Origin of the sequence: Promicromonospora sp. NPDC023987 (genome assembly GCF_040639055.1) — a bacterium.
Classification (GTDB): domain Bacteria; phylum Actinomycetota; class Actinomycetes; order Actinomycetales; family Cellulomonadaceae; genus Promicromonospora.
In genome coordinates this window covers 69,517-76,699 of sequence record NZ_JBEZZF010000022.1, presented here as the reverse complement: position 1 = coordinate 76,699, position 7,183 = coordinate 69,517, and the positions used below count along the sequence as shown (strand labels likewise).

Here is a 7,183-nt window from a genome sequence, read left to right as displayed (position 1 = left end):
GCTTGAGGTCCTTGAGGTCCCCGGCCGCTGGGGCCGGAGCGCTGATCAGCGCTCCGGCCCCAGTTCTATCTCGCCCCAGTTCTACCTCGGCAGGATGGGCTCACCACTTGTCGTGGACGTGCTCCTTGATCATCTCGTCGTAGATCTCGCGCACGCCGGACATGAACAGGGGGCCCAGCGTCGCCGCATCCCCCGCCGCCGCGTTCGCCCGCGCCTGCTCGACGTTGCGCGCGCCGGGGATCACGGACGAGACGCCTGGCCGCTGCCAGGCCCAGGCAATGGCCGCCTGGGCCGGGGTGAGGGAGTCGCCGACGCGGTCCTTGGCCAGCTCGGTGAACCGGCCTGCGGCCTCGAGCCCCACCTCGTAGGGCACACCGGAGAACGTCTCGCCGACGTCGAACGCCGCGCCGTCCCTGTTGAAGGTGCGGTGGTCGTTCTCGGCGAACACCGTCTCCTTCGTGTACCGGCCGGAGAGCAGGCCGGACGCGAGCGGGACCCGCGCGATGATGCCGACTCCCGCCGCCGAGGCCGCGGGGAGCACCTCCTCGAGCGGCTTGAGCCGGAACGCGTTGAGGATGATCTGCACGGTCGCGACGTTGGGCCGGGCGATGGCCTCGAGGGCCTCCGACGACTTCTCGACGCTGACGCCGTACGCCGCGACGGCGCCGTCGGACACGAGCTGGTCGAGCGCGTCGTAGACGGCGTCCGACGAGTAGACGGCCGTGGGCGGGCAGTGGAGCTGCACCAGGTCCAGGCGCTCGACGCCGAGGTTGCGCCTGGAGCGGTCGGTCCACTCGCGGAAGTGCTCCAGCACGTAGTTCTCCGGCACCTGGTCCATGCGCCGCCCCATCTTCGTGGCGACGGTGATCCCGGTGTCGGGGTGGTCCTTGAGGAAGGAACCGATAGCTTGCTCGCTGCGGCCGTCGCCGTAGACGTCAGCGGTGTCAAAGAAGGTCACACCGGCCTCCAGCGAGGCCTCGAGGACCGCACGGGCGTCGCTCTCGCTGACCTCTCCCCAGTCAGCACCGAGCTGCCAGGTCCCCAGGCCCACAGCCGATACGAGCCGACCGGTCCGTCCGAGTACCTGCTGTTCCATCGTTCCTCCTACTGCTGGGGCGGGCAGACCTGCCCGCGTGGACCAGTCCTCAGGTCCTGTTCGTAGCGGGGTCGTTCGCGGATGTCACGACACGACCCCCCAGTCTGCTGTCTCACGCTACGTGGCGCAGGCAGAAATTGCCCTACGGTTACGGTGTGAGTGTGACGACAGAAATTCCTCCCGTTGCGGAGGCCAGGCCCCATCCTTCCGGGGACCAGTTCCGGATCAGCCATGGCAGCCACCGCGCGACGGTCACCCAGGTGGGTGCGGCGCTGCGAGAGTACTCGGTGGACGGACGCGACGTCGTGGTCCCGTTCGGAGCTGACGAGATCAGCCCCGTGTTCAACTCCGCGGTGCTCATCCCCTGGCCCAACCGGCTCCGGGACGGCTCCTACGAGTACGGCGGCGAGACGCACCAGCTGCCCGTGACCGAGCCGGCGCGCAACACCGCCCTGCACGGGCTCGCGGCGTGGGAGCGCTGGTCGGTGCGCGAGCACTCCGGCTCCGCCGTGGCGCTCGAGCTCGAGCTCGTCGCCCGGCCCGGCTACCCGTTCCAGCTGGTGGCGCAGATCCGCTACTCCCTGTCCGACGCCGGCCTCGGGGTCACGCTGGACGTCACCAACGTAGGGGCGAGCACGGCGCCCTACGGGTGCGGGTTCCACCCCTGGCTGTCCACGGGCGGCGCCGACCTGGACGAGTGCACGGTGCGGCTCGACGCGGGCACCCGGGTCACGACCGACGATCGGCTCCTGCCGACCGGCACCGAGCCGGCGTCGGGCACCTATGACCTGCGGGAACCGCGCAGCGCGGCCGGCCTGGACCTCGACGACGCGTACGTGGACGTCGTCCGCGACGCGGACGGCCTGTCCTGGGCCCACCTGACCGCGCCCGACGGGCGCACGTCCGCGGTCTGGATGGACGAGTCGCAGGACGTCTGGCAGATCTGCACGGGTGACCACATCGCCCCGGACCGGCGCAGGCACGGCCTCGCCGCCGAGCCGATGACCTGCGTCGCCGACGCGTTCCGCACGCGCGAGCGGCTCGTGCACCTCGCTCCGGGCGAGAGCCACGGTGTCCGCTGGGGGCTCACCCTGCTCTGACGGCTGTGCCCCGAAGTCTCGGGTTCTGACGTCGACGGGTCGGCGTCGGCGCGTTGTCACCGATCGGTCACGGTCCGTGCACCACAATGGGGAACCGGCCGTCCGCCAGGCTGCCGGGAACAGGCAAGGAGAGTCCGTTGCAGGATCGCGAGGTGCGCATCTGCGTCGTCGGTGACGAGCTGGCCACGGGTGTCGGAGACGCTCGTGCACTCGGCTGGACCGGACGCGTCGTCGCGCGCACCCATTTCTCTCGGCCCGCCATGCTCTTCACCCTCGCCGTGCCCGGCGAGACCAGCACGCAGCTCGGCGCGCGCTGGGAGGCGGAGACGGCGGCGCGCTTCGGCCCCGACTCGGAGATCGAGAACCGCCTGGTCGTGGCCCTGGGACGGCACGACGTCGCCTCGGGGCTCACCGTCGCCCGCTCGCGCCTGAACCTGGCGAACATCCTCGACGTCGCGGACGCGAACCGGACCGCGGCCTTCGTGGTCGGGCCGCCACCCGGCATGCCCGCCGAGGGCGACCGGATCGCCGAGCTGTCCGACGCGTTCGCCGACGTCGCCAGCCGGCGCCGGGTGCCGTACGTCGACACGTACACACCTCTGGCCCAGCACGAGCAGTGGCTCGCCGACCTCGCGCAGGGCGGCGGCGTCTACCCGGGCCAGGCCGGTTACGGGCTCATGGCGTGGCTGGTGCTGCACACGGGCTGGCACGCGTGGCTGGGCCTCCCCCAGGACGAGGTCGCCTGAGCCGGAGGTGCAGCGCAGGGTGCGGGCCGAGGAACGAGGCACGCGCCCGGAGCGGAACCGCAGGCTCAGGCGAAACAAATAGAGCCTGAGCCTGCGACCGCTCAGCCGCGGGTGATCGTCGCCGTTCCCGAGACCGTGTTGGTCGAGATGTACGCGGCCGCCCCCGGCTCCGCGTGGTCGACGACGACGGTGCGCTGCGCGCTGGACGTCGCCTGTGCGCCGTCGATCATCACCTTGCCCGTCACACTGCGCGCCCGGAGGTTGACCGGGGACCCGGCGTCGAGCTGCACCGCCGCCGTGCCCGACACCGTCTTGGCGTTGACGAGCGGCGTGGTGCCGATGGCGGTGACGTCGACGGCACCGGACACCGTCTGGACGGATACCCGGCCCAGGGCACCCACCACCGAGACCGCGCCCGAGACGGTCGAGACCGCCACGTCGCCCGCGTGCTCGGCGATGGTGACAGCGCCCGTACCGGACTTGGTGGTCACGGACCCGGTGGTTCCGGTGACGGTGATGGCGCCGCCCGCTGTCTTGACGTTGACCCCCGCCTGCGACCCGGTCACCACGACCTCGGCGCCGACCGTGGCGACGTCGACCACAGAGGCGGCCGGGACCGTCACCCGGACGACCGCGCTGTCGTGGTCCTTGAGGCCGCGGAAGCGGTCCACGAAGCCCTCGAGGCCCGGGAAGTCGTAGGCGATCCGGAGGTTGCCGTGCTCGGCAAGGATCTGCAGCGGCCGCGTCGACACCTCGAGCACCTCGACGAGGGCTCCGGAGGCGCGGTTCGGGTCGGCCACGATCTCCGCGCGGCCGTTCGTCAGTCGGACGATCAGGGTCGAGGCGCCGCCTACCTCGATGGTCTGCGGGGCGGCTACGCTCCAGGACTCGGTGGTCATCGCTGTGCTCCGTTCATTGGGGACGTTGCGGGGTCGTTCGTCTGGATGGGTGCATGGGTGCACTCATGGGGAGTGCGCATCACTCGGGGTTCGTGCGTTCTGCGCGGCTCGGCGGAGAAGCCGTGCTGTGCGGCAGCGTCCCACGGACCGCGGAACGTGCCGAGTCGAGGACGGTACGCAGCGTCTCCACGGTCAGCGCCGACACCGTACCCGCGACGTCGGCCTCCCGCAGGTCGGCCAGCACGTCGTTGCGGAACCGCTGGAGCATCGCCTCGGCGTCGTGCCGCAGCGAGTTGGACTGTGTGCGGCGCGGGTCGGGCGCGGTACCCGGCCCCGGCCGGGGCCGGGAGCGCGCCTCCTGCGCCGCGGCGGCGAGCTCGGCCCGCAGGCCACGCATCGTGTCACGGACGTCCGCCCGTACCTCGTCCGCGAGGCTGCGCACAGTCTCGGCGACGCTGCGCTCCAGGCGCCGGACGTCGTCGAGGCGGGAGTCGAGCTCGGCCCGGCCTGCCGGGGTGAGCTCGTACGTGGCCTTGCGGCCGGCGCCCGGCGAGCCTGCCGGTTCGGCTGCCTGCGCGCCCGGGACCGAGCGGCGCACCAGGCCTTCCTCCTCGAGCCGGGCCAGGCGCGGGTAGATGGTTCCCGCACTGGGGCGGTAGGTACCACCGAAGCGCCGGGTGAGCTCCGTGATCAGCTCGTACCCGTGCCGGGGGCCGTCCAGGAGCAGTACCAGCAGGTACAGGCGCAGCTCCCCGTGGGCGAACACAGGTGGCATTACAGCTCCACGGGCGCCGCGTCCGCGGGCACTGCGTCGGCCGGGACGTCCGCCGCGTCCTGCGGCCCACCGATCACGGTGACGTCGCCGGAGACGCCGGTCACCCGCAGCTGCATGACGCCCGGCCGCGCCGACCGCTCGCCGCCGGTGACCTTCGCGCCGCCGCCACCGGTGAACTGCAGGCCGCCCAGCGTGACGCGCCCGCTGACGCTCTGCACCGACACCTCGACGGCCCGCTCGTCCGGCACGCGCAGGAGCATGTTCCCGGACACCGTGTTGACCCGGACGGTCCTTGGCTGGTTCACCAGGTCGAACGTCACGTCGCCCGAGACCGACGACGACGTCACGGCGTCGGCCGATGCGCTCACCACGACGTCCGCGGACACCGTGTTGCTCGTGACGTCACCCACGTGGTCGCGGACCGTCACCTCGCCGGAGACGGTGTTCAGCCTGAGGTCGCCGGCCGTGCGCGAGACCAGCAGCGACCCGGAGACGGTGGACGCCGACGCACCCGCCGTCGTGCCGGCGAGGAGGCCCTCGCCGCGGACGGTGCCGAGCCGCACGGTGGTGCCGGCCGGCACCGCGACGTGGATGTCGGCGCGTGCCTTGCCACCGAAGTCCGCGAACCGCTTCATGAACGAGCCCCAGCCCGACAGGCCGCTCTCGTGCCCGATCACGAGGTGACCGCCCTCGAGACGCACCTCGAGGGACCTGCCCTCGACGGAGTGCACCTCCACCCGGGCCACCGGCTCGTCGTGGGCGACGATGTCGAGCCGGCCGTCGACGACGTGTGCGTCGACGGTGATCACACCATCGAGCTCGATGGTCTGCGGACCGGTGACGGTCCAGCTGTCTGCGCTCATGGTTCCTCCGGTGCTCTCGGTCGGCTCGGGCTCGCGCTGCGAACACGATATATCGCGTTGACGTGAGACACGTTATATCGCGTTCCCGGGTCCAGCAACCCCTTTACGGGCCCGACAACCCGGCGAACTGTGGGATCATTGGAGCCATTCAGTCCGTCACCTGGCAGGAGACACAGATGAGCAAGCGCGGTCGCAAGCGCCGTAGCCGTGCCGGCAAGGCAGCGAACCACGGCAAGCGTCCCAACACCTGAGCCGGCTCGAGCGTCCGTCAGGACCGTGAGCCGCCCAGCTGGGCACACGAAAGGGCCGGAACCCCTGTAGATCGCTAGGGGTCCCGGCCCTTCGTCATGCCCGCCGGCGGTCAGCCGGACGTCGTCACTCCACGACGGTCATGACCGTCAGCTGCTCGTGGATCCGCACCCGCAGCGTGTCCGGCGCGCGCTCGCTGCACGACCGCTTCACGAGCTGCTTCACGAGGTCCTCGACGCTCAGCTCAGCCAGGCACGGCGAGCAGTGGGCGACGTGCGCGCGCATGCGCTGCTCGTCCTCCGGCGTCATCTCGGAGTCCAGGTACTCGTAGAGGTGCTTGAGCGCGTGCTCGCACTCGGACTCCCCCGCCGTGTCGTGCGGGATGGGTTTGATGTTGTTCACTGCGCACCTCCGGGCGCCTGGCTGACGAGTCCTCGCTGAGCGGCGTAGTCGGCCAGGAGCTCACGCAGCTGCCGGCGTCCGCGGTGAAGCCGGGACATCACGGTCCCGATCGGAGTTCCCATGATCTCTGCGATCTCCTTGTAGGGAAAGCCCTCGACGTCGGCGTAGTACACGACCATCCGACGGTCCTCCGGGAGCTCGGCGAGCGCCCGCTTCACATCGCTGTCCGGAAGCCGGTCCAACGCCTCGACCTCCGCCGAGCGCAGGCCGCGCGACGTGTGCGACGCCGCACGCGCGATCTGCCAGTCCTCGACGTCCTCGGTCTGGGACTGCTGCGGCTCGCGCTGCTTCTTGCGGTAGCTGTTGATGAACGTGTTCGTGAGGATGCGGTACAGCCAGGCCTTCAGGTTCGTACCCGGCCGGTACTGGTGGAACGCCGCGAACGCCTTGGCGAACGTCTCCTGCACCAGGTCCTCGGCGTCCGCCGGGTTGCGCGTCATGCGCAGCGCGGCGGAGTAGAGCTGGTCGAGGTACTGGAGCGCGTCCCGCTCGAAGCGCGCGGCTCGGGCCGCGGCACTCTCCTCCTGCGGGGAACGTTCGGTGCCCTCGTCGTCGCCGTCCTGACCGGTGGTCTCGGTGCTGGTCTCGGTGGTGCTCTCGGCCGCGGAGGCTTCCGTGGTCCCGACAACACCCTCGCTCGCGTTCGTGTCGGGGCGCGCCCCGGCATCGGCGCCGACCTCGTCGGCGTCCTTCTTCTGCTCGCGGGAATTGTCAGTCATCGCACTTGAGCCTAGCCGCGTCGGCCAACCCGTGTCCGACAGGGCGCCTGCCGTGGACTTCGCGGTGGACCGGACCGTGTCCGCGCCGGGGTCGAGCAGGTGTGCCGGAACCGCGCCGAACATCAGGGGCGCGCCCTGCCCGCCGGACGTCGGACCGGTAGCAGCGCCCGTCGCCTCGCTGGTCACCGTGCTGGTCGCCATGTCTGTCACCGTGTCGATCACCCTGTTCCTCACCGGATCCTTCTCGTGGCATCGCTCCACCTCGGGTTCAACC

The 7,183-nt window shown here is 71.1% G+C and carries 8 protein-coding genes; 2 read left to right on the top strand and 6 right to left on the bottom strand.

Annotated features, from left to right (window positions below):
* Positions 1 to 100: 100 nt before the first annotated feature.
* Positions 101 to 1,096, bottom strand: a complete 996-nt coding sequence (locus AB0F40_RS12570; protein ID WP_357467388.1) for an aldo/keto reductase — start codon at positions 1,094 to 1,096, stop codon at positions 101 to 103.
* A 155-nt stretch (positions 1,097 to 1,251) separates the two neighbouring features.
* Here AB0F40_RS12570 and AB0F40_RS12565 point away from each other — a divergent pair, with 155 nt between their 5' ends.
* The gene (locus tag AB0F40_RS12565; protein ID WP_357467385.1) at positions 1,252 to 2,196 is read left to right on the top strand and encodes an aldose 1-epimerase family protein; all 945 of its coding nucleotides are present in this window, start codon (positions 1,252 to 1,254) and stop codon (positions 2,194 to 2,196) included.
* A gap of 137 nt (positions 2,197 to 2,333) precedes the next feature.
* Positions 2,334 to 2,942: a GDSL-type esterase/lipase family protein gene (locus AB0F40_RS12560; RefSeq protein WP_357467383.1), complete on the top strand. Its 609-nt coding sequence runs from the start codon at positions 2,334 to 2,336 to the stop codon at positions 2,940 to 2,942.
* A 101-nt stretch (positions 2,943 to 3,043) separates the two neighbouring features.
* On the opposite strand, the gene AB0F40_RS12555 is transcribed toward AB0F40_RS12560, so the two are convergent.
* The 5 genes from AB0F40_RS12555 to AB0F40_RS12535 form a co-directional block, all read right to left on the bottom strand.
* Positions 3,044 to 3,841, bottom strand: coding sequence for a hypothetical protein (locus AB0F40_RS12555; protein ID WP_357467380.1), 798 nt, complete (start codon positions 3,839 to 3,841; stop codon positions 3,044 to 3,046).
* A 79-nt stretch (positions 3,842 to 3,920) separates the two neighbouring features.
* Positions 3,921 to 4,616 (bottom strand): PadR family transcriptional regulator, encoded by a 696-nt coding sequence (locus AB0F40_RS12550; RefSeq protein WP_357467377.1) that lies wholly within the window; start codon positions 4,614 to 4,616, stop codon positions 3,921 to 3,923.
* Complete coding sequence (locus AB0F40_RS12545; RefSeq protein WP_357467375.1) at positions 4,616 to 5,479, bottom strand: DUF4097 family beta strand repeat-containing protein; 864 nt, start codon at positions 5,477 to 5,479, stop codon at positions 4,616 to 4,618. The genes AB0F40_RS12550 and AB0F40_RS12545 overlap by 1 nt, the downstream gene beginning before the upstream one ends.
* A gap of 375 nt (positions 5,480 to 5,854) precedes the next feature.
* Positions 5,855 to 6,130, bottom strand: a complete 276-nt coding sequence (rsrA, locus tag AB0F40_RS12540; RefSeq protein ID WP_357467372.1) for a mycothiol system anti-sigma-R factor — start codon at positions 6,128 to 6,130, stop codon at positions 5,855 to 5,857.
* Positions 6,127 to 7,110: a sigma-70 family RNA polymerase sigma factor gene (locus tag AB0F40_RS12535; RefSeq protein WP_357467369.1), complete on the bottom strand. Its 984-nt coding sequence runs from the start codon at positions 7,108 to 7,110 to the stop codon at positions 6,127 to 6,129. Before AB0F40_RS12535 ends, rsrA begins: the two co-directional genes overlap by 4 nt.
* Positions 7,111 to 7,183 lie beyond the last annotated feature (73 nt).